The 20,416-nt window shown below is 68.8% G+C and carries 18 protein-coding genes; 8 read left to right on the forward strand and 10 right to left on the reverse strand.

Translation table 11 applies throughout. The features are described 5' to 3' along the window. Nucleotides 1-104 precede the first annotated feature (104 nt). Nucleotides 105-2,516: a TonB-dependent receptor gene (locus IB228_RS17045; protein ID WP_225562515.1), complete on the forward strand. Its 2,412-nt coding sequence runs from the start codon at nt 105-107 to the stop codon at nt 2,514-2,516. Nucleotides 2,517-2,537: 21 nt separating this feature from the next. Here IB228_RS17045 and IB228_RS17050 read toward each other — a convergent pair whose 3' ends face one another. Beyond that, nucleotides 2,538-3,464, reverse strand: coding sequence for a LysR substrate-binding domain-containing protein (locus IB228_RS17050; RefSeq protein WP_192199300.1), 927 nt, complete (start codon nt 3,462-3,464; stop codon nt 2,538-2,540). A 158-nt stretch (nt 3,465-3,622) separates the two neighbouring features. Here IB228_RS17050 and IB228_RS17055 point away from each other — a divergent pair, with 158 nt between their 5' ends. From IB228_RS17055 to IB228_RS17065, 3 genes are all read left to right on the forward strand, one after another. Continuing rightward, a complete protein-coding gene (locus IB228_RS17055) occupies nt 3,623-4,483 on the forward strand; it encodes a DMT family transporter (RefSeq protein WP_183641137.1) in 861 nt (286 codons plus the stop codon). Then, entirely contained in the window at nt 4,480-4,722 is a 243-nt protein-coding gene (locus IB228_RS17060; protein ID WP_192199301.1) for a cyclase, read from the forward strand. Before IB228_RS17055 ends, IB228_RS17060 begins: the two co-directional genes overlap by 4 nt. 67 nt (nt 4,723-4,789) lie before the next feature. Further along, entirely contained in the window at nt 4,790-5,593 is an 804-nt protein-coding gene (locus tag IB228_RS17065; RefSeq protein ID WP_192199302.1) for an SGNH/GDSL hydrolase family protein, read from the forward strand. A gap of 18 nt (nt 5,594-5,611) precedes the next feature. Here IB228_RS17065 and IB228_RS17070 read toward each other — a convergent pair whose 3' ends face one another. The 4 genes from IB228_RS17070 to IB228_RS17085 all read right to left on the reverse strand — a co-directional run bounded on the left by IB228_RS17070 (nt 5,612) and on the right by IB228_RS17085 (nt 8,809). Beyond that, nucleotides 5,612-7,021, reverse strand: a complete 1,410-nt coding sequence (locus tag IB228_RS17070) for a DUF2867 domain-containing protein (RefSeq protein ID WP_192199303.1) — start codon at nt 7,019-7,021, stop codon at nt 5,612-5,614. A gap of 36 nt (nt 7,022-7,057) precedes the next feature. Further along, a complete protein-coding gene (locus tag IB228_RS17075) occupies nt 7,058-7,372 on the reverse strand; it encodes a metalloregulator ArsR/SmtB family transcription factor (protein ID WP_183638387.1) in 315 nt (104 codons plus the stop codon). Between the two features lie 183 nt (nt 7,373-7,555). Then, nucleotides 7,556-8,470 (reverse strand): peptidylprolyl isomerase, encoded by a 915-nt coding sequence (locus tag IB228_RS17080; RefSeq protein ID WP_192199304.1) that lies wholly within the window; start codon nt 8,468-8,470, stop codon nt 7,556-7,558. 66 nt (nt 8,471-8,536) lie between these two features. Continuing rightward, entirely contained in the window at nt 8,537-8,809 is a 273-nt protein-coding gene (locus IB228_RS17085; protein ID WP_183638380.1) for a metal/formaldehyde-sensitive transcriptional repressor, read from the reverse strand. Between the two features lie 63 nt (nt 8,810-8,872). On the opposite strand from IB228_RS17085, the gene dmeF reads away from it, so the two are divergent. The 4 genes from dmeF to IB228_RS17105 all read left to right on the forward strand — a co-directional run bounded on the left by dmeF (nt 8,873) and on the right by IB228_RS17105 (nt 11,754). Continuing rightward, nucleotides 8,873-9,892 carry a CDF family Co(II)/Ni(II) efflux transporter DmeF gene (gene dmeF / locus IB228_RS17090; RefSeq protein WP_192199305.1) on the forward strand — a complete coding sequence of 340 codons (1,020 nt, stop codon included), beginning with the start codon at nt 8,873-8,875 and terminating at the stop codon, nt 9,890-9,892. A 128-nt stretch (nt 9,893-10,020) separates the two neighbouring features. Then, entirely contained in the window at nt 10,021-10,338 is a 318-nt protein-coding gene (locus tag IB228_RS17095; protein ID WP_192199306.1) for a hypothetical protein, read from the forward strand. 145 nt (nt 10,339-10,483) lie between these two features. Further along, the gene (locus IB228_RS17100) at nt 10,484-10,846 is read left to right on the forward strand and encodes a PadR family transcriptional regulator (protein WP_183638373.1); all 363 of its coding nucleotides are present in this window, start codon (nt 10,484-10,486) and stop codon (nt 10,844-10,846) included. Beyond that, nucleotides 10,843-11,754: a sensor domain-containing protein gene (locus IB228_RS17105; protein WP_183638371.1), complete on the forward strand. Its 912-nt coding sequence runs from the start codon at nt 10,843-10,845 to the stop codon at nt 11,752-11,754. Before IB228_RS17100 ends, IB228_RS17105 begins: the two co-directional genes overlap by 4 nt. A gap of 83 nt (nt 11,755-11,837) precedes the next feature. Here IB228_RS17105 and IB228_RS17110 read toward each other — a convergent pair whose 3' ends face one another. The 5 genes from IB228_RS17110 to IB228_RS17130 all read right to left on the reverse strand — a co-directional run bounded on the left by IB228_RS17110 (nt 11,838) and on the right by IB228_RS17130 (nt 20,350). Continuing rightward, nucleotides 11,838-13,982 carry a prolyl oligopeptidase family serine peptidase gene (locus tag IB228_RS17110; protein ID WP_192199307.1) on the reverse strand — a complete coding sequence of 715 codons (2,145 nt, stop codon included), beginning with the start codon at nt 13,980-13,982 and terminating at the stop codon, nt 11,838-11,840. Between the two features lie 47 nt (nt 13,983-14,029). Next, nucleotides 14,030-16,168 carry a TonB-dependent receptor gene (locus IB228_RS17115; protein ID WP_192199308.1) on the reverse strand — a complete coding sequence of 713 codons (2,139 nt, stop codon included), beginning with the start codon at nt 16,166-16,168 and terminating at the stop codon, nt 14,030-14,032. A 136-nt stretch (nt 16,169-16,304) separates the two neighbouring features. Beyond that, entirely contained in the window at nt 16,305-18,671 is a 2,367-nt protein-coding gene (locus tag IB228_RS17120; RefSeq protein WP_192199309.1) for a TonB-dependent receptor, read from the reverse strand. 15 nt (nt 18,672-18,686) lie between these two features. Continuing rightward, nucleotides 18,687-19,778: a FecR domain-containing protein gene (locus tag IB228_RS17125; RefSeq protein ID WP_192199310.1), complete on the reverse strand. Its 1,092-nt coding sequence runs from the start codon at nt 19,776-19,778 to the stop codon at nt 18,687-18,689. Beyond that, nucleotides 19,775-20,350 (reverse strand): RNA polymerase sigma factor, encoded by a 576-nt coding sequence (locus IB228_RS17130; RefSeq protein ID WP_183638358.1) that lies wholly within the window; start codon nt 20,348-20,350, stop codon nt 19,775-19,777. The genes IB228_RS17125 and IB228_RS17130 overlap by 4 nt, the downstream gene beginning before the upstream one ends. Between the last annotated feature and the right edge of the window lie 66 nt (nt 20,351-20,416).

Below are 20,416 nucleotides of genomic sequence, written 5' to 3' on the forward strand. Positions count from 1 at the left end.
CGTTCTCGCGTGGAAACGGTTTTGTCTCTGGTCGCTCATGCGGACCCGGGCGTAGATTCGGGCAGGCGCGCAACGCGCTTCCATACGCCAACCGGGGATCGCCTATGCAACGGAACCGTCTGTCCTTCTTCGTGCGTTGTTCCCTGGTGTTGATGGCGGCCACGCAGGGCGTCGCCGCACAGGACGCCACCACGCAGCAGCAGGCGCCGCCGGACGCCGGACAGACGGAAGCGACCACCCTGGATCAGGTCACCGTGCTCGGCTCGCGCCGGGTGGTGCGCAGTTCGGATACGCAGTCGCCGGTGCCGGTGGACGTGATCCCGATGGCGCAGGCGGCAGAGCAGGGCGCCCAGTTCGACCTCGCCCAGACCCTGCAATACACCGCACCCTCGCTGATTTCCACGCGCCAGACCGGCGCCGACGGCGCCGACCTGATCGACGGCGCCGCATTGCGCGGGCTGGGTTCGGATCAGACCCTTGTGCTGGTCAACGGCAAGCGCCGGCACACGGTGTCGCTGGTGAACATCTACGGCGCGCGCGATCGCGGCAACACCGGCACCGACCTGAACTCTTTGCCGATGCTGGCCATCGACCGGGTCGAGGTGCTGCGCGACGGCGCGGCCGCCCAGTACGGTTCCGACGCGATTGCCGGGGTGATGAACATCGCCCTGAAGCGTCGTCCCGGTTGCGAGGCGATCGCCGGCTGGGGCCAATACTCGCGTGGCGACGGCGAGAACTGGATCGCTTCGGCCTACTGCGGCCTGGCCCTGTCCAACGGCGGCCACTTCGCGGTGACCGGCGAATGGCAGGACCGGGATCGCTCCAACCGCGCCACCGCCGAGAATCCGCTGCGCATCATCGGCGACAGCCAGGTCAAGAACAAAACCCTCTACCTCAACGGCGATCTTCCGCTGACCGAATCCGCCGAGTTCTACTTCACCGCCGGCATGCAGGATCGCGATGCGTCATCGGCGGCGTTCGCGCGCGAGGGCATCGGTTCGGAGGACATTCCCTCGCGCAATTCGGCGGCGATGTATCCGGACGGCTTCGTGCCCTTCATCAACGGCGATCTGCAGGATCGCTACAGCATCGCCGGCCTGCGCGGCGACATCGGCCAGTGGCATTGGGATGTCTCGCACACCTACGGTTACAACGAACTGCGCTACACCATCGACCATACCCTCAACGCGTCCATCGCCAACCAGGATCTTCTCAATGGCGGCGCCGGCATCAGCCCCAGCCGCTTCGACGCCGGCGGTTTCTCGTTCAAGCAGAAGACCATCAACGCGGACGTGTCGCGCTACTTCGACAACGTACTGCACGGCCTCAACCTGGCCTTCGGCGCCGAGCACCGGCGCGAGGACTACCGTATCCGCGCGGGCGAACCGGGTTCCTATCTCGACGTGGATGGCGCGGGCGAGGGCGGCAATCCGGGCAGCCAGGGTTTTCCGGGATTCCAGCCGGGCGACGTGACCGACAAGCATCGCGACAGCTGGGCCGCGTACGCCGACGTGGAAATCGACTTCACCGAGCGCTTGATGCTCGGCCTGGCCGCGCGCTACGAGGACTACAGCGATTTCGGCAACACCCTCAACGGCAAGCTGGCGATGGCTTTCCGGGTGAGCGACGCGTTCCTGTTGCGCGGCTCGGTGAGCACCGGTTTCCGCGCGCCCTCGCTGCAACAGAAATATTTCTCCTCCACCATCACCGATTTCATCAGCGGCGAACCGGTGGACGTGGTGATCGCGCCCAATGGCGGTGCGCTCGCCAACCTGGCCGGGATTCCCGCGCTGAAGGAGGAAACCTCGCGCGGCGGCACCCTGGGCTTCACCTGGTCGCCGACCGCGGCGGTATCGATGACCCTGGATGCCTACCGCATCGAGATCGACGACCGGGTGGTGCTGAGCGGCGAGTTCGACACCAGCGATCCGGTCATCGGCGCGGCGCTGGAGGCGCTGGACGTGGGCCTGGCGCGCTTCTTCTTCAATTCGGTGGACACCCGCACCACCGGCGTTGATCTGACCTTGTCGTGGGAGGCGCAGGCTGGCGCGGGCAAGCTCAGCACCTACCTGGCCGCCAACTACAGCAAGACCGAGGTGACCCAGGTGCATACGCCGCCGGCGCTCGCCGGTCGGGAGGAGGTGTTGCTGTCGCTGCGGGATCGCCTGTTCGTGGAAAACGGCGCGCCGCGCAACAAGGCGGTGCTCGGATTCGACTACGCGCTGGATCGCTGGGACTTCGGCATGAAGATCATCCACTTCGGCTCGCAGACGCTGGGCACGTTCTCCGGCCCGCCGGTGCCGGACCAGCATTACAAGGCCAAGACCTCGGCGGACCTGAGCATCACCTACAGCTTCACCGACAACGCCAAGTTGACCCTCGGCGGCGCCAACGTGTTCGACGTGTTTCCGACCCGGCAGGACCCCAACGAGACCGACAACGGCCACATCTACGAGAGCGTGCAGTTCGGCCTGAACGGCGCGTCCTATTTCGCGCGCTTCTGGTATCGCTTCTGAGCCGGAACGGGCGGGTGGATTTCAGCGTCCCAGCAGATCCGCCGGAATCGGCGGCAACGGCGTGCGCTCGTCCTCGGCCTCGGCCTTCAGCCAGTCGATGAAGGCCAGCGCGGCCGGACGCGGCGCCTTGTGCGATGGATGCACCACGTAATAGGCGAAGCGCGCCTTCAACGACGGGCCGGGCAGGCGGATGAGTTCGTAGCGTTGCAGGTAAGGCTGCGCGATGACCCTGCGCGCCAGCGCCGCGCCCACGCCGTAGACGCTGGCGCGCATCACGTCGGTGCTGTCGCTGAAACTGTGCATCTCCGGCAGTCGCAGGCCGCGCACGCCGGCCGCGCGGAACCAGTCGCGCCAACCCTGCAGGGCCAGATCGGTGACCAGCGGCAGGCGGGCGATGTCGCGCGGCGTCCTCACCGCCTCGACACCCGGCAGGCCCGGCGAGGCGACCGGGAACAGCTCGTCATCCATCAGGTGGTGCGCGGTCAGCCCCTGCCACTGGCCCGGACCGTGGCGGATGCCCAGGTCGGGGCCGCCCTCGTCGAAGCGGGTGAGCGCGATGCCGGTGTCCAGTTGCAGGCGGATATGCGGATGCAGGGCGGTGAAGCGCGGCAGCCGCGGCACCAGCCAGCAATAGGCCAGCGAATGAAGGGTGGTCACCCGCAGCACCGAAACGCCGTCCGCATGGCGCAGGTTGGCCGCGACTCCCTCGATGTCGGTCAGCGCGGCGGTGGCCGCGTCCGCCAGTTGCCGGCCCTCCTGGGTCAGCTTGACCCCGCGCGCGTGGCGCTGGAACAGGGCCACGCCCAGCAATGATTCCAGTTTGCGGATGTGGTGGCTGACCGCGCTGGCGGTCAGGTGCAGTTCTTCCGCGGCATGGGCGAAATTCTGGTGCCGGGCGGCGGCGGCGAACACGCCCAGGGCGGGCAGCAGGGCGGGGCGCAGATTCATGGGGAGACATCAACCAGATTTGTGGCTCGCGTGCATAATATGCGCTTGCGGGCCTTGTGGCGCGCGCCAGAATGGCCGAGACACAAAACAGGTGAACGGCGATGGCGGGCAACGGCGCGGTGGCGGATGCGGGCAAGGCGGATTCGCTGGGAGGCGGGATGACACGTGACTGGCGAACCCCGATCGAACTGCTGGTCCTGGGCGCCATCTGGGGCAGCTCGTTCCTGTTCATGCGCATCGCGGCCGAGCCCTTCGGCGCGTTCGCGCTGGTGGATATCCGGCTGACCCTGGGCGCGCTGGTGCTGCTGCCGTTCCTGTGGCGCGACCGCGCAGTGTTCACCCGCGCGATGTGGCCGAAGCTGGCGATCATCGGGCTGATCAACTCGGCCATCCCGTTCCTGCTGTTCGCCTGGGCCGCGCAGCGTTCGCCGGCCGCCATCGGTGCGATCTGCAACGCGATGACGGTGCTGTTCGCCGCGCTGATCGGCTTCCTGTTCTTCGGCGAAAAGATCGGTACCCGCCGTGCCATCGCGCTGCTGGTGGGCTTCGGTGGCGTGGTGTTGCTGGCGACCAGCAAGGCCGGCGGCATCAGCGTCGGCATGGCGGTGGTCGCAGGCTCGACCGCGGCGCTGCTGTACGGCGTGGGCGTCAACCTGGTCCGCCGTCACCTGGGCGGCATTCCGCCAGCGGCCGCGGCCGCGGCCACACTGGGTTGCTCGGCGCTGCTGCTGGCGCCGTTCGCCGCCACCCACTGGCCGACGAACGCCATCTCGCCGCTGGCCTGGGGCAGCGCGATCGCGATCGGCGTGCTCTGCACCGGCTATGCCTTCCTGCTGTACTACCGCCTGATCCAGCGCATCGGCGCCGCCCGCGCGGCGACCGTGACCTACCTGGTGCCGCTGTTCGGCGCGGCCTTCGCCTGGCTGTTCCTGGGCGAGCCGGTGACCCCGGCGATGCTGGCCGCCGGCCTGCTGATCCTGGGCAGCGTCGCCTTCAGCCAGCGGGCGCCGAAGCCATGAACGACATCGCGACGGCCGCGCAGAAGCGGGTGGTATTCGATTTCGAGATCGACTTCAGCAATGGCGGCGGCCTGCAAGGGCAGGACTTCCGCCTGGATTTGCACGGCGACGACATCGAAGACGCCGCGCTGGCCGACTACATCGTGCGCGACCTGCGCCTGCTGATGGTCGGCGCGGTGCGCATCCGCAACAAGCGCATCATCCGGGAAGCGCACAAACGGACCGAAGGCGACGCCTGAACCCTGGCCTGACCGTTTCGCTCGCGCCGACGTACACTGCTGGCGGATTCGGTTTCCGGGACATGCGATGAAACGTTGGCTGGCAGGGGGATGGACGGTGCTCGCGCTCGCTTCGCTGGCGCAGGTGCCGGCGAACGCGCAGGACGGGAAGGAAACGAGCGCGCGGGCGGCCGCTTCACCGGCCGTGGCGCCAAGCGCGCCCTTGAACCCGGAACAGGTCGCCTCGGTTCCGCTCAAGCAGGCGCTGACCGACTGGCCGCAACTGGCGCGCTACCGCGAGGACAACGCGGCGCTGCCGGCACCGGCACCCGGCGAACAGCGCGTGGTGTTCTACGGCGACTCGATCACCGATGGCTGGGGACGCGTGGACGGCACCGTGTTCTTTCCCGGCAAGCCCTACGTCAATCGCGGCATCTCCGGGCAGACCACCGCGCAGATGCTGGTGCGGTTCCGCCAGGACGTGATCGCCCTGAAGCCGGTCGCCGTCGTCATCCTCGCCGGCACCAACGACATCGCCGGCAACACCGGCCCGGCCACGCTGGAAATGATCGAGGACAACCTGCGTTCGATGGCCGAACTCGCGCGGGCCAACGGCATTCGCGTCGTGCTGGCCTCGGTGCTGCCGGTCAGCGACTATCCATGGCAACCGGGCCTGCATCCGGCCGGCAAGGTCCGCGATCTCAACGCCTGGATGCGTGGCTACGCGCGCGACACCGGCGCGGTCTACCTCGACTATCACGGCGCGATGAGCAATGCCGAAGGTGGACTGGACGCCCGCCTGGCGGCGGACGGCGTGCATCCGACTCCCGCGGGCTATGCGTTGATGGCACCACTGGCGCAGCGGGCCATCGACGAGGCGCTGGCGAAGTAACCGGGCCTGGACCGGAAGTCAGGCAAACAGACCGTCGCTGGCGACCAGCGCTTCACTGTGCTCGGCCGCCTTTTCCACCGCCGCGCGCAGCATGGCCGGCGCCACGTAGGTGCGGTGTACGCGGTCAATCAGGGCCAGGTAGAGGTGGCCGAACGGGTTGCTGCAACGGACGCGCGTGCCGAGGCTGATGTCGATGCGATCGTCGGACACGATCCGCACACCCACGCAGGAGCGGAATACCAGATGGCGATCGTCCGCGCCCAGCACCACTTCGGCGAGGCGATCGCCCTGTATCACCTGCTGCGCTAGCACCGGGAAGCGGTCCAGGAACAACCGATCACGCTGCGGCGACAGCAGCGATGACACCGGGCAGCCCAGCGGCGAGGTGCGCAGCCGCAGCGGCCTGACCAGTACGTTGCGCAGTGTCATCAGCGCGCTGACGCCCGCGGGCCGATGCTGCAGGAAACCGTCCAGCACATCGGCCAGCACCCGCGACGCGCGCAGGCCCATGAATCCCTCTCCACGCACGCTCAGCACGAAGGTGCCCTGATGGTGGAATTCACCCGCGAGTTCCTCGTGCAGCAGCGAGTGCGGGGGAGGTTCCGCCAGCGCGCTCACGCGCGGACCGCGTCCGGCGATGTAGCCGCGCGCATGCCGCCAGCGGGATATCGCGCCGCGCAGGTTGCCCAGCACACCACGCACCCGCGCGCACAGGCGTTGCCGGGAACTGCCGGGGGCGGCGTCGAAGGCCAGCGCGACGGTGGGGATGGCGGCGGCGTCCGGCGGCATGTCTTCCAGCAACGCAAGCACCGCATCCGGCAGCAGCTCTGTCAGCGAAGCGAGGTTGGCGTCGCCGCTGAGCACGCGATCGCGTTCGGCCTGCGGCAAGGGACCACCCAGTTCGTCGGTGTGGCAGGACAGCGCGAAGAACACCGGGTGGGTGGAACCGGCGTGCGGCGCGGCGAACTGATGCCAGGCGCCGTCGCCGAAGCGGACGGTGAACAGGCTGTCCGGCGGCAGCCGCACGTGGTGCAGCGCGTCGATGAAGCTGTGCGGATCGGCGGCGATCTGCGCGTCGGAGGCGGTGGAGAAGCGCAGCAGCGCGCCCGCGCTGCCGGTGACTGCGGTGAATACCCGGTGGCCGGCGTGGCGGTGGAAGGGATGGCCCTGCGGACCCACCGCGAAGGTATAGAGCGCGGTGGCGTCGCCCTTGTCGAAATCGGTACCGGCCAGCTTGGTCGAGGGTTCGTCGAGTTCGTCGATGAAATGGGGATGGGCGCGCTGGCGCGCGGTGGCTTCGGCATACATGCGGTCACCGGCGCCGTGACCTAGCTGCGCGATCAGGAACACCTCCACCGGAAGTCCTCCCGTGCGCGAGCGGATGCGCGCATGGGGAAAGGTGGCGACCGGTTCGGTGGTGCTGGCCATGGTGTGGAATCCTGTCGTGCTGCGGGCGAGGGGAACTCAGCGGGCCTTGGCGGTGCGCCGGCGCGCTTCGCGTTTCAGCGGCCCGGCGGTGGGGCAGATCTCGAAGGCGAAGCCGGTGAGGGTATTGACCAGGCTGTCCGGCACCAGCCGGTAGAACACGTACTGGCCTCGCCGCTCGCTGCTGACCAGCCCGGCGTTCTCGAGTACCGACAGATGCCGCGAGATGGCCGGGGCGCTCATCTCGAAGCGCTCGGCAATCTCGCCGGCGGTCAGTTCCTGCGCGGACAGGTAGGCGAGGATTTCCCGGCGGGGGCGGGAAGCCAGCGCTTCGAAGATGCGATCGACGGCCATGTAATGATTTAACCAATTAACGTATTGGTTAAATATCGGGCGCGTCCACCGGCATTGTCAAGCCCGCTCCCGGCCGTTGGTCGGAATGCAGGCGCGGCGGTGCTCCCTCCCTGAAATGCAAAGCCCCTCTCCGGAAGGGAGAGGGGCCGTCGGCCGGCGGCGCGAGCCGGCTCCGGAGAAACGTCAGCCCTGCTTCGGTGCGCGCACCGGCAGCGGCACGTTGCACAGGTCGATGTGGCCGGCCGGCCGCACGTACCAGGCATCGCGGCGGTTGCGGCGCGCCTCGGTGGCGTCGGCGAAGGTCTTCGAATCGGTGCGCAGCAGCTGCAGCGCGGTGCGCTCGGCTTCCGGCACGTCGCTGGCCAGACGGATCGCCTTGATCGGCGTGTAGTCGGCGGGCTTGTCGTACATGCCCATCGGATCCGGGCCGCGCTTGATCACGCTCAGCAGTTCCATCCCCTTCACCACCCGGCCGACCACGGTGATGTTGCGGTCCAACTGGCGCGGCGACTGGCCGATCACCACGTACAGTTCGGTGGCGTTGCTGCTGTCCGGCGCGGTGTCGCGGCCGGCGCCGAGGGTGCCGTAGCAATGCGCCATCCAGGCCTGGCCGGTGGCCGGATCGCGTCCGGCCTGGAAGCCGTCGACGAAACCGACCTGCGGCGCCCAGCCGTCGGCGTCGGGCAGGCGATCGAAGCGCAGCCCTTCGGCCTTGCGCTCGAACTCCGCCGGCAGCTTGGCCTTGGCGCTGCCGATCGACTTGCGCTTGGCTTCGTCCTCGGTCGGATCACCGAACTGCACCACCCAGTTGTCCTGCGAGCGGTAGATGTTGAGGCCGTTCCAGAAGCCCTCGTGCGCCAGCGTGCGGATGTTGCCGACATGCTCGGGCGCGAACGCCGGCGCCAGCTCGATGATCACCCGGCCGCTTTCCAGCTCCATGTACAGCGTGTTGGCCGGATCCAGGGTCCGCCAGTCGCCGGCCGGCGACGCGTCGAGGATTTCCTGGGCGCTGCGGTACTTGGCCGGTTCGGCGGCCGACAGCGGCAGGGCGGCGGCCAGCGCCACGGCGGAGGCCAGCAGGGTGGTGCGCAGGGACATGGGCGATGCGTTCCGGTGATGGGATGGCCGGATTCTACGCACAGTCGGTGCTTCGTCGCGCGCGGCCTACTTGAAGTAGCTGCGCAGCATGCCGGCCAGGGCCTCGGCTTCGGCCTGCCGGGTGCCGGCGTCGTCTTCGGCGACGAGGTGCTCGTGCAGGTGATCGTCGAGCAGGGCCAGCATCAGCGATTGCGCCGCGCCGCGCACGGCGGCCGCCTGGGTCAATACCGCGAGGCAGTCGGTGCTTTCGGCGATGGCCTTGTCGAGCGCTTCCACCTGCCCCTTGAGGCGACGGACGCGGGTCTGCAGGCGGCTGCGATCACGGCTGATATGCGACATGGAACGAATATACCCCCGGGGGGTATAGAATGCGAGTGCTTCCCTCGTCCCCATTCCGCCACCATGACCCTGTCAGCCGCCGCCGCCGCCCGTCGCCACGAACACGTCTTCGATGAAGGCAACCCGCTGGCCGAACGCAACACCCGCCGCGCGGTGCTGTTGACCGCGGCGATGATGGTGGTGGAGATCGCCGGCGGCTGGTACTTCAACTCGATGGCGCTGCTGGCCGATGGCTGGCACATGAGTTCGCACGCGCTGGCGCTGGGACTGTCGGTGTTCGCCTACCGGTTCGCGCGCCGCCATGCGCAGGACCACCGCTTCGCGTTCGGCACCTGGAAGGTTGAAGTGCTGGGGGGCTACACCAGTGCGATCCTGCTGCTCGGCGTGGCCGCCCTGATGGCGATCCAGTCGGTCGAACGCCTGATCCATCCGGTGGCGATCCATTACCGCGAGGCCATCGTCATCGCGGTCGTCGGCCTGGGCGTGAACCTGCTCTGCGCCTGGTGGCTGAAGGACGGACACGCGCACCACCACCACGGGCATGCTCATGCGCACGATCACGGGGATCACCACCACGGTCACGCTGGACATCACCACGCAGCGCACGCGCATGACGGGCACTCCCATGGCCACCACGCGCATCCCGGCCATCACGATCTGAATCTGCGCGCCGCCTACCTGCACGTCGTCGCCGATGCCGCCACCTCGGTGCTGGCGATCGTCGCGCTGGCGGCGGGCTGGATCTGGGGCGCGCGCTGGATGGATTCGGTAATGGGACTGATCGGGTCGGCGCTGGTGCTGAGCTGGGCCTGGGGCCTGCTGCGCGCGAGTGGGCGGGTGCTGCTGGACGCGGAGATGGACGCGCCGGTGGTGGAGGAGATCCGCGAGGTGATCGCGGCCGAACCCGATACCGAAATCACCGACCTGCATGTCTGGCGGGTTGGCCGGGACAAGTACGCCTGCGAGGTGGCGCTGGTCGCCGCGCGGCCGCATTCGCCGGATCACTACCGGCACGCGTTGCAGGTGCACGAGGAACTGGTCCACGTCACCGTCGAGGTGTATGAGGCGCGTCCGCCGGGTTGAGGGAGGCGGGGCACGCCGGCGCCAGGTATTCCTGATCGCGCGTCTCAACCGGCGCGACCGCGCTGCGGACAATCGGCCTCCACGCGACGACGGGGACATGGCCGATGCAGGATCGATGGGATTGGAGTGTGGCGCGGGCCTACGCGCCGACGGCGGCGGCGCTGGCCGCCGCGTTCGTGGCTTCGCTGGCGGTATCGCAGGCGCGGGCGCAACCCGTGTCGGCCGCCACGCCGGCCGGCTGGGACTGGACGCCCTATGCGCTGTTCGTCCTGGCCGGGGCGCTGGGGCTGTGGACGACCGCCCGCCTGTGGAGGACGCGGCGGACCGCCGATCTGCTGTGCCGCTGTGGCGGGCTGCTGGGCCCGGAGCGCCCGGGACGCGGCGGGGAACTGCGCTGCGTCTGCCGCGCCTGCGGCCGGAGCTGGCGGCGCCGCGGCCGCGTTTGAACGACGTCATCAGCGCTTCCGGCCACGCGAATGCTTGCTGGCCGGGTGGTGAGGCCGGTCATCCGGCCCAGTGACTAATAGCACATTCGCTATAGTCAACTTCGCAATAGCATCGTCTCCACGCTAGTCCCCGGAGACCGCCAAGGTGGAAGCCGATACCTACCTGAAGAAGTTCCAGAAGGAGCTGAGCGCCGGTACGGTGTCGCTCGCCCTGCTGGCCGTGCTGGCCCAGGCCGGCGAACCGATGTACGGCTACCTGATCGCCAAGCAGCTCGAACGCGTCGGCGACGGTGTGCTCAGCGGCAAGCAGAGCGCGCTGTATCCGGTGCTACGCAACCTGGAGGGCGCCGGCCTGCTCGACAGCTTCGTCGAGCCTTCCATCGCCGGTCCGCCGCGACGCTACTACCGCATCACCGAGGCAGGGCGGGAGACCCTGCAGACCTGGGCGGCCGCCTGGCGCGCCACCCGTGATTCCGTCGATTCCGTCCTGTCGGGGATAACCGCATGAACACCACCACCACGCCGCGTCTTCCCACTTCCATCCCCGAATACCTGGAGCAGTTGCGGGCCGCGCTGGCCGGCGCGGATCCGGCGCTGATCCAGGACGCCCTGTACGACGCCGAGGAGTACCTGCGTTCGGAACTGGCCGAGCAAGCCGGCAAGAGCGAGGCCGAGGTGATCGCCTCGGTGGCCGGCAGCTACGGCGCACCCGAGGAGGTCGCCGACATCTATCGCGAGACCGAAGTGACGGTGACCCGCGCGCTCAAGCCGCCGGCGCCGCCGAAGCGCCGCTCGGCGATTGGACGCTTCTTCGGCGTGGCGGCGGATCCGCGCACCTATGGCGCGCTGTTCTACATGCTGCTGTCGCTGGCGACCGGCGTCTTCTACTTCACCTGGGTGGTTACCGGTGCCAGCCTGTCGGTCGGCCTGCTGATCCTGATCATCGGCATCCCGCTGCTGATGCTGTTCCTGGCCTCGGTGCGGGTGCTGTCGCTGGTGGAGGGCCGCATCGTCGAAGCGCTGCTGGGCGAACGCATGCCGCGCCGGCCGCTGTACACCCAGCGCGACAAGCCCTGGCTGACCCGGATCAAGGAGATGTTCACCGACGGCGGCACCTGGACGGCGATGCTGTACTTCCTGCTGATGCAACCGCTGGGCGTGCTGTACTTCAGCGTGGCGGTGACCCTGCTGAGCCTGTCGCTGGGCCTGGCCGCCGCTCCGCTGGCGCTACTGCTGCCGCACGCCGGCATCTGGTTCGACGACTGGAACCTGGCCTACGACGCGCCCTGGCTGCTGCCCTTCGTCTGCGCGTCCGGCGTGCTGCTGCTGTTCGCCACCCTGCATCTGGCGCGCGGCGTGGGCAAGGTGCACGGCTGGCTCGCCAAGCAGTTGCTGGTGCGCACGCCGGTGGTGTGAGCCCACCCGGTTCCTGCCGCAAATGCAGAAAGGGGCCCGCATCGCGCGGGCCCCTTTTTTTCGGTCGAATGCGGCGCGCGCTGTCAGTTCGCGGGCATCAGCCGGTCAATCAGGAAACTCATCCGCAGCGCCATCAGTTCCGGATTGCGCAGAGCATCGCTGACCCCATGTCCACCTTCCTCGTCCTCGTAGAAGTAGGTGGTGGCGCCGGCATCGGCCAGCCGGTGGGCGAGCTTGCGCGCATGGCCGGGACCGACCCGGTTGTCCTCGGTCGAGATGGTGACCAGGAACGGCGGATAGCGCGTGCCCGGGCGGACATTCTGGTACGGCGAATACTTGAGCATCGCGGCGAGCTGTTCCGGCACGTCGGGGTTGCCGTACTCGTTCATCCATGCCGCGCCCATGCCCATGTGGCGCATCCGCACCAGATCGGTCAGCGGCACGTCGCTGACCACCGCCGCGAACAGGTCCGGCCGCTGCGTGCCCAGCGTCGCGGTGAGCAGGCCGCCGTTGGACATGCCGAAGATGCCGATCCGGTCCGGCGCGGTGAAGCCGCTGCGGATCAGGTGCTCGGTGACGGCGATGAAATCGTCGTACGAGTTCTGCCGCTTCTCGCGGATCGCAGCGGTGTGCCAGGCCGCGCCGCGCTCGCCGCCACCGCGCATCGCCGGAATCGCCAGCGAACCGCCGCGTTCCAGCCACAGTTTCAGGGCCGGACCACCGACGATGGCGTCGAAGTAACCCGGACGCACCGAGATGCCGAAGGCGCCGTAGCCGGTCATCAGCAGCGGCTGGGGGCCGGGCTTGGGATGGCGCGGTTTCAGCAGGAAATAGTCGACCGAGGTGCCGTCGCGCGAGGTGGCCGAACCGATTTCGGTGGTGAAACCGGCGCCGTCCATCAGCACCGGGTCCTGGGCGAGCAGGCGCCGCGGCTCATCGTCGCGCAGCAGGTACTGGCTGCGGGGGGTGACGAAACCGGCGACCGAGATTGCCAGTTCGCGGCGGTCACGCTCGTCCGCGCGCAGGCTCACGGTGTCGCCGGCCGCCACGTCCAATACCTTGCGGGTGGACCAGCGGCCATCGCCGTCGTCGTCGCGCGCGGCGACCACGCGCTGGCGCAAGTGCTGGTTGATGATCAGGAACACTTCGTCGCGCGTGGCCGCCAGCCCGCCGAAGCCGGCATCGACAAACTCGTCCGCCGCCGGCACGTATACCGCCGACACGCGCTTGCCTTCCGGCGTGGCGGGATCCGTGTCATAGGCGATCACGGTTTCGGCGCGATACGGCTGGCCCTCGATGGTCGCGTCCTTGGCCAGTTGGACCACGATGTGGCGCGCGGAGGTCGCCAGCACGCCGAACGGCTTGATCGCCTGCGGCAGCGGCAACGTGCGGGACGCGCCGCTGGCATCGACCAGGCTGACTTCGAAGGTCGAATAGTCGATCGCGCGGGTCAGTACGGCCTGCACGCGGTCGGTTCCGACGGTGGTGGCCTGCACGATCGCATCGCCCGGCTGGCCCTGGAACGCCGGCTTCACGTCCGCCAGCGCCTGGCCGCGCTTCCACAGGCCGAACGCGGCCGGCCAGCCGGCCAGCGATTTCGGCTGATCGCCCAGCGTGTGGCCGACCAGCACTTGATCCGCGCTCATCCACTCGGCGAACGCGCGCGACTTGCCGACCCGGAAGCCGCCATCGACGAAGCGCGCGGTGGTGAGATCGAATTCGCGGATTTCCACCTCGTCGCCACCACCGGGCGAGAGCCGCAGCAGGCAGCGCGCGTACTCCGGCGCCAGGCAACTGGAGCCGAAGCTGTAGACCTGCAGTTCGAACGGAATGCCTTCGCGCTTGCGCAACTCGGCCACGTCCAGCACGGTCTTCCACTCGCCGGCCACGCCTTGCGCGTCGCGCGCGGCGGTCTGCAGCAGGCCGTAGGGATGCGCGGCGTCGCGATACAGGCGCACCGCGCGTTCGCCCAGCAGGTACTGATCCGGTTCGGCCGGCGCTTGCGCCAGCGCCGAGCCGAGTTCACGGCTGACGGTGGCATGCGAGGGCAGCGCGCCCAGGCGCGCGCGCGCCTGGGCGGTGGCCTGGCGGGCCCAGGCCAAGGCCTGGGCCCCGTGCGGATCTTCCAGCCATTGCAGCGCGTCGGCATCGGCGGCGCGGGATGCCGCGGGCAGGCAAAGCGCGAGGCCTAGCGCGAGCGCGGGCAGCATTCGTTGCGTGAACGTCATGGGATCGGATCTCCGGTGAGCGAGTGTGTGATGGGGAATGGGGCGCATCAGTAGTCGTAGCGGAACAGCACGCCGAAAGTGCGCGGCTGCGGGCGATTGGATGCACCGAGTCGGATCAGATTTCCGTCCGAATCGAACTCGCTCGCGCCGCGCGCGTTGATCGCGCCGTCCTCGTCGGTCAGGTTGTTGCCATACAGGTACACGCCCCAGCCGGCGGGCGATTCCAGGCCGATGCGCGCGCCGGCCAGGGTCAGGGCGTCGCCCGGCGTGCCGGCGGTCAGCGCGGTTTCGCGCGCGGAGTCGTGGTGCACGTTGACCGAGGCCACGCCGCGCAGGTTCGCGCCGACGTCCCAGTTGTAGGCGGCCGAGGCATTCAGGCTGGTTTTGGGTACGTTGTAGACCGCGGTGCCGCGATGCAACGGCGTGCCGGGCACGTCGGCCGAATAGGTCGCATCGACCCAACTGCCGCCGAACTGCAGGGTCAACGCGCGGATCGGGTTGTAGGTCAAGCTCAGTTCGACACCCTTGTTGCGGGTGCCGTCGGAGTTGGTCAGGCCGTTGATCTCCGGCGTGATCGGCACGCGCACCGCGACGCCCTCCCAGTCGCTGTAGAAGACCGCGCCTTCCAGCAGCAACTTGCCATCGGCCAGCACCGACTTGGCGCCCAGTTCGTAGGTCCAGATCGAGTCGGCGGAGATCTGCGAGGGCAGGTCCACACCGTACTGTTCGGCCAGCTTGATGGATCCGATCGGCTGCAACTGTCCGGAACGGAATCCGCGCGCGGCCGAGGCATAGAAGGTAGTGCTGTCCGACGGCTTGTAGGACAGGCTCAAGCGCGGATTCCAGCTGTCGAAGGTGGCGTTGAGCGTGGACACGCTGCCATCGGAAGCCGCGTCGGCGGCGTCCACCTTGTCCTTGAAGTAGCGCAGGCCGGCGGTCACCGCCCAGGCCGGATTGGGCAGCTTGAGCGTGGCCTCGCCAAAGATCGCGTGGGCGTCGTTGGTCTGGCGCGAGTTGCTGGTCACGATGCCGGGGATGTCCAGCACATCCGCGCGTTCGGCCTTGCGCAGGTAGTAGCCGACCGTCCAGTCCAGCCGGTGCTCGCCGGTCGAGGCCCAGCGCAATTCGTGGGTGCGCACGCCGATGTCGATCGCCGCGTCCAGCGGAATGCCCGCCGACAGCTCGCCGGTCTGCGGATAGCTGAGGTTGCCGTCGGAGAAGGTGTAGACGATCTGCGAGGCGTCCAGGTCGTAGGTGCTGGTCAGGCTGGCGGAGTCCCATTCGTTGTGGCTGGCCAGGAACGAGTTGTTGGTGCCGTCGTCGTAGGCGCTGTTGCTGGCGGCCTCCGAATCGGAGCGGTACTTCCAGTAGGCGAGATCGATGTTCCAGCGCTCGGTCGGTGCGAAGCGGACCTTGGCGCGCCAGGTGCGGATGTCGTTGTCGTTGACGTTCTTCGCGCCGGTGTTGGTGTTGTCGATCCAGCCGGGCGTGCGCTCGTCGGTGATGGCCAGGCGCAGGGCCAGGCGGTCGTCCACCAGCGGGATGTTCACGTAGGCCTTGGCGCCGCGGCCATCGCCGCCGCCGCTCACGCGCGAACCATCCAGTTCCACCCCGGCGCCGAAACGGTTGAATTCCGGCTTGCGGGTGAGGATGCGCACGGTGCCGCCCATCGAGCCCTCGCCGAACAGCGTGCCCTGCGGACCCTTGAGGATTTCCACCCGGTCGATGTCGAAGGATCGCGTGTCCGGATACCAGGGCACGGTCACGCCGGTGAACGGCGTCTCGTCGACGTAGTAGCCATTGTCGTTGCCGCCCAGCGAACTGGAGACGCCGCGGATCTGCACCTGGGTGAAGGCACCGCCGGTGTCGATGGAGGAAGCGCCGGGGGTGATGTTGATGACGTCCACCACGTTGCGCAGGCCCATCGCATCGATCTGCTCGCCGGTCACCGCGGTGATGGCAATCGGCACGTCGATCTGGCGCTCGTCGCGCTTGCGCGCGGTGACCGTGACCGCGCCCAGATCGACGGCATCGGAGGCTTGCGCCGACGCCTGCCCATCGGGCGTTGCGGTGGCCTGCTGGGCATGGACAGGCGCGCCGATCAGCGACAGCAGGATCGCGGCGGCCAGATGGTTGCGGATCGGAGAAACGGGACGCGACGTGGCACGTGGCTTCGTGGACGACATGGATGGACTCCGGTTGATGACGGTCGGAAGGCCGGCATGCGCGGATATCCCCCCGCGCCCGCCGGTCACTCGATGCCATGACGAACCGGTGCAACAAAAGTGAAATGGGCACGGCGCGCAGGCGCCGGCGGCAGGATCAGAAGCGGTAGTGCAGTTCCATGCCGTAGCTGCGAGGACGCAGGCGGGTGGCATTGCCGTACGGGGCGCGGCCATCCACCGCGCCCTGTTCGTCGAGCAGGTTGTCCGCGTACAGATAGCTGCTCCATCCGCGCGCGGACTCCAGGCCCAGGCGCAGGCCCAGATCCAGGATCGCGTCGCCTTCGTCGCCTTCGACCAGGCCGGTCTGGCGGCGCGAGTGGTAGCTGGCGCGGCTGGCCGCGGTCAGGTTCATGTCCGGTCCGACCGGCCAGGCGTAGGTGGCGGTGCCCGAGAGGCTGGTGCGGGGCACGTTGTAGATCTGGGTGCCACGGCGCAGCGGCGTGCCCGGCACGTCGGCGGCATAGTGGGCGTCCAGCCAGGTCGCGCCCAATTCCAGCCGCAGTTGCGCCGCGGGCGCGTAGCTCATCCCCAGTTCCACGCCCCGCACGATCGCGCCGTTCGAATTGATCAACCCGTTGTGGGTGCCGTCGATCGGAACTCGCACCGGCAGATCATGCCAACGGGTGTGGAACGCAGCGCCCTGCACCAGCAGGCGGCCACCGGCGGTGATCTGCTTGAGTCCGATTTCGTAGGACACCAGCGAATCGGGTGGCAGCGTGGAGGGCAGGGTGATCCCGGCGGCGAGCGCGGCGGCCTGCGAGTCGGCCGGCTGCAACTGACCCGAGCGGAATCCGCCGGCGACGCTGGCATAAACCGTGCGTTGATCCGAGAACCGCCGGTTGACGCTCATCCGCGGCGTGAGCCGATGGAAGGTCGAGCGCAGGCGCGTGTCGCGTGTCGAGGACAGTGCCGTTCCGTTGACCTCGTCGGTGAAGTAGCGCAATCCGGCGGTGGTCGACCAGGCGGAATCCCGGGGTGTCAGCGTGAGTTCGCCGAACAATGCGTCCGCACGGTTGGACTGCCGGGCCACCGCGTATTCGCCATCGACGAACAGCGCATCGCGACGCAGTGCTTCGCGATGCGAATAGCCGACGATCCACTCCAGCGGGCCGGCACCGTGCGAGCTCCAGCGCAGCTCCGTGCTGTCCACGTCGATGTCGAGGGTTCCCCGGAGCGTGGACGTCGGCGTGAGCATCCCGTCGATCACGTATTCGAGCCGGGCATCCGACACCACCAGCAATAGCCGCGAGGCGGGCAGTTCCAGGCTGCTGTTGATGCTGTTGGCGCGCCAGCGGGACCGCGTGTCCTGATAGGCGTTGGTCTGCAGGACATCGGTGGCCGCGTAGCCGCCGCCCTCGGCAAGGGTGGTGGAACCGATGTGGCTGAAATCGGTCATCCAGGTGTCGCTGGCCGACCAGCGCAGGCGCGCGCGTCGGGTGGTGACGCGCTGCGGATTGATGTCGCGCCCGCCGTCGGGCGTGTCCACCCAGCCGGCCAGCGTTTCGCGGGTGGCGACCAGGCGCAGGCCGAGCCTGTCCGGCACCAGCGGCAGGTTGGCCATCGCCTTGCCCATGCCGCCGTCGGCGCCGCCTTCGGTGCTGGACGCTCCTACTTGCACAGCGGCGGAAAACCGATCCAGTTCCGGCGCGCGGGTGAGGATGCGCACGGTGCCGCCCATCGAGCCTTCGCCGAACAGCGTGCCCTGTGGGCCCTTCAACACTTCCACCCGTTCCAGATCGAACGCGCGCGTGTCCGGATGCCACGGCACGGTGACGCCGGTGAAGGGAATGTCGTCCAGGTAGTAGCCGTTGTCGTTGCCGCCCAATGAGCTGGAGATGCCGCGGATCTGCACCTGGGTGAAGGCGGCGCCGGCGTCGACCGCGGCCACGCCGGGCGTCAGCCGCAGTACGTCGGTGGCGTTCTGCAGGCCCAGCGCCTCGATGCGTTCACCCTCGTGCACCGACAATCCCATCGGCACGTCCATCCAGCGCTCGTCGCGCTTGCGCGCCGACACCACCAGCGGCGCCAGGGTACGGGTGGGCGCGACCAGCGCGATCGGCTGCGGCGCGGGTTGTTCCGCGCGTGCCGGTGCGCGCGGCGATACGGTGATCACCCCGCCTTCCACGCTGAAAGCGTAGCCACTGCCTTCCAGCAGGCGTTCCAGCGCCGCCTCCACCGTCATTACCCCGCTGACCCCGGGGCTGCGGCGCGCGCCACCCAGATCGCCGACGGCCGCCAGCGGCAGGCCGGCTTGCTGTGAAAAGCTCAGCAGGGCCTCGTCCAGCGGTTGCGCGGGAATACGGAAGGCCACGCGTGGCGAGGGCGCCGCCCACGCCGACAGGCAGAAGCCCAGCCACAGCAGCGCCAGTCCGCCCCGCCGCCGCCAGCCGGAAAGCTCCGTCCACCACGCCGGCGCCGGAGGGCGCATGCAATGGCGGACGGTGGCGGCAACGGCGGCTGGCAAGGACTGTGTTCCGGATCAGGGAGCGCCGTCTCCGGGAGGCACCGCGGGACGCTTCACCGGATTGTTCTGCGGTTCGTCGCTGGACAGCAAGATCTCGCCTTCGCTGCGCCGGACGTCCAGGTGCAGCGCCTTGGCCAGGCCGTCGATCCAGCGGTCGATGCTGGCAACCTCCCAGCGCCCGGTGACCTTGAGTTGCCCCAGGGCGGGATCCTGCAGGCGGATCGGGACGCGCGAATAGCGGTTGAGATCGGTGATCACGCTGTCCAGCGGTTCGCCCTGGTAGACCACGGCGCCTTGCCGCCACGCAGTGGCGAGCGGCGCGTTGACGGCCTGCGGGGGCTGCAGGCCATTGGCGAGGCTGTAGCGGATCCGCTGGTTGCCGGTGGCCAGGTAGCGGCGAACACGCCCGTCCCCGGCTGCGCTGACCTGGACGCGGCCTTCGTCGACCACCACCGTCACTTCGCGATCGCCATGTTCGGCCACGCTGAAGCGGGTACCCAGCGCCTGGCTGAGGACGCCTTTGGCATCGACCACGAACGGCCGATCGGGCGCGTGCGCGACCTGGAAGTAAGCGCGGCCGTTGCGCAATTCGATGTCGCGCCGGTCGGGGTGGTAGCGGACGCTGACTTCGGACGCCGCATCCAGTTCCAGGATCGAACCGTCGGCGAGGGTGATCTGGCGGCGTTCGCCGATGCCGGTGGCGAAGGACTGCGACGGGTCTTCCGGCGCACCGTGCGGGACCAGGAACCAGGCGAGCGTCACGGCCAACGCCACGCAGGCGGCGCTGGCCCATGCCCAGCCGCGACGCGAGCGGCGACGCAAGGGCCGGGCCGGCGCCGTGACGGGAGGCGCGGACCGGGACGGGGACGTCGCGGGCTGGACGCTGCGCGCGGCCCGCGCGCGCAACACGGTGTCCGAATCCAGCGTTCCCGCCGCTTCCCACAACGCGGCCAGATCGTCGAAGGCCGCGGCGTTGGCCGGCGAGGCCATCCAGTCGCACCAGGCTTCCAGTTCCTTCGACGGCACATCCTCTTCCTGCATGCGAAGCAGCCAGTGGCCGGCCTCGCGCAGGGCCGTCTTGCGCGGCTCCGTGGATGTCGGGTTCATGATTGTTCTTCCTCCCACTCGTCCGTGATGCCGTCCAGGCGTTCCTGGCAGTACGTCAGTGCGCGCGCCACATGGATGCGGACCATGCGCTCGGTCAGGCCCAGTACGCCTGCCGCATCGGCAAAGCTCAATTGTTGCACCCTCACCAGCCGGAAGGCCTCGGCGCAGTTGTACGGCAGCTCCGCCAGCAGGGCGGGCAGCCGTTCCACCAGTTGCGCCGCGTTGGCGGAGCGTTCCGGACTGGTGCCCGGATCCGGCCACAGGTCCACGCCGTCCGGCGCGGGCTGCTCGGTATGGGCGCGGCGGCGCAGCAGGTCGGTTGCCAGGTTCTGCGCAATCCGGAACAGGTAGGCCCGGTGGAAACTGATGGTGGTTTCGTTGCCCAGGTTCAGCAGCTTGGCATAGGCCTCCTGCGCGACCTCCCAGGCGTCGTCGTAGGAGCCCAGCCGCAACTGCAGCATGCGCACCAGCGACTGGTTGAAGTCGCGGACCAGATCCTCGGCGGAGGCGCGCGCGCCGGCCCCGTCGGGGACCGGTGCACCGGGAGGCAACTTGTTTCTGGATTCAGCCATGCCGGTAGAGACGAAGCGGGGAGTCGAAAGTGAAATGCCCGGTCCTGGCGGCCGTCCCGGCCCGGC

The sequence above is a fragment of the Pseudoxanthomonas sp. PXM04 genome (assembly GCF_014851695.1).
Classification (GTDB): Bacteria; Pseudomonadota; Gammaproteobacteria; order Xanthomonadales; family Xanthomonadaceae; genus Pseudoxanthomonas_A; species Pseudoxanthomonas_A beigongshangi.

Coding starts and splice junctions, on each gene's coding strand:
- IB228_RS17045 (WP_225562515.1), top strand. CDS start 105: ATGCAACGGAACCGTCTGTCCTTCTTCGTGCGTTGTTCCCTGGTGTTG.
- IB228_RS17050 (WP_192199300.1), bottom strand. CDS start 3,464: ATGAATCTGCGCCCCGCCCTGCTGCCCGCCCTGGGCGTGTTCGCCGCC.
- IB228_RS17055 (WP_183641137.1), top strand. CDS start 3,623: ATGACACGTGACTGGCGAACCCCGATCGAACTGCTGGTCCTGGGCGCC.
- IB228_RS17060 (WP_192199301.1), top strand. CDS start 4,480: ATGAACGACATCGCGACGGCCGCGCAGAAGCGGGTGGTATTCGATTTC.
- IB228_RS17065 (WP_192199302.1), top strand. CDS start 4,790: ATGAAACGTTGGCTGGCAGGGGGATGGACGGTGCTCGCGCTCGCTTCG.
- IB228_RS17070 (WP_192199303.1), bottom strand. CDS start 7,021: ATGGCCAGCACCACCGAACCGGTCGCCACCTTTCCCCATGCGCGCATC.
- IB228_RS17075 (WP_183638387.1), bottom strand. CDS start 7,372: ATGGCCGTCGATCGCATCTTCGAAGCGCTGGCTTCCCGCCCCCGCCGG.
- IB228_RS17080 (WP_192199304.1), bottom strand. CDS start 8,470: ATGTCCCTGCGCACCACCCTGCTGGCCTCCGCCGTGGCGCTGGCCGCC.
- IB228_RS17085 (WP_183638380.1), bottom strand. CDS start 8,809: ATGTCGCATATCAGCCGTGATCGCAGCCGCCTGCAGACCCGCGTCCGT.
- dmeF (WP_192199305.1), top strand. CDS start 8,873: ATGACCCTGTCAGCCGCCGCCGCCGCCCGTCGCCACGAACACGTCTTC.
- IB228_RS17105 (WP_183638371.1), top strand. CDS start 10,843: ATGAACACCACCACCACGCCGCGTCTTCCCACTTCCATCCCCGAATAC.
- IB228_RS17110 (WP_192199307.1), bottom strand. CDS start 13,982: ATGACGTTCACGCAACGAATGCTGCCCGCGCTCGCGCTAGGCCTCGCG.
- IB228_RS17115 (WP_192199308.1), bottom strand. CDS start 16,168: ATGTCGTCCACGAAGCCACGTGCCACGTCGCGTCCCGTTTCTCCGATC.
- IB228_RS17125 (WP_192199310.1), bottom strand. CDS start 19,778: ATGAACCCGACATCCACGGAGCCGCGCAAGACGGCCCTGCGCGAGGCC.
- IB228_RS17130 (WP_183638358.1), bottom strand. CDS start 20,350: ATGGCTGAATCCAGAAACAAGTTGCCTCCCGGTGCACCGGTCCCCGAC.